Source organism: Brevibacillus sp. LEMMJ03 (assembly GCF_007197875.1).
GTDB classification, from domain to species: Bacteria; Bacillota; Bacilli; order Brevibacillales; family Brevibacillaceae; genus Brevibacillus; species Brevibacillus thermoruber.
Genome location: NZ_VKJN01000079.1, coordinates 1 through 443, shown reverse-complemented (window position 1 = coordinate 443; position 443 = coordinate 1). Strand labels below are relative to the sequence as shown.

1 protein-coding gene is annotated in these 443 nt (G+C 67.5%); it reads left to right on the top strand.

Annotated elements, in window-relative coordinates; genetic code table 11:
* Window positions 1-443 (top strand): branched-chain amino acid ABC transporter permease (locus tag FOI68_RS22880; protein ID WP_143864427.1); only part of this gene is annotated, 443 nt, incomplete at both ends.

Here is a 443-nt window from a genome sequence, read left to right as displayed (position 1 = left end):
GCGACGGTGCCGCTCGACGGCTACGTCATCAACATCCTGATGCAGGCGTCGACCTTCGCGATCGCGGTGTTCGGGCTCTGCGTCGTGCTCGGCTGGTTCGGCCAGATCAACCTCGCCCAGGCCGCCTTCTTCGTCTTCGGTGCCTATGCGGTGGCGCTCGGCACCACGGCCTATCACCTCGACTTCTGGCTTTGCGTCGGTGCCGGCGCGGTGTTCGCGCTCGGCGCCGGTGCCGTGCTCGGCGCCTCGACGCTGCGGCTCGGCGGGCATTACCTCGCGATGGTGACGATTTCGTTTCAGCAGATCGTCACCCTGGTGATGATCAATGCCATCGGCCTGACCCGCGGGCCCGACGGCATCGGCAACATCGCGCGGCCCGCCGGCCTGCAATCGTCGCAGTCTTATCTGGCGTTCTGCGTGGTGGCGCTGGCGGCGGTGGGCTA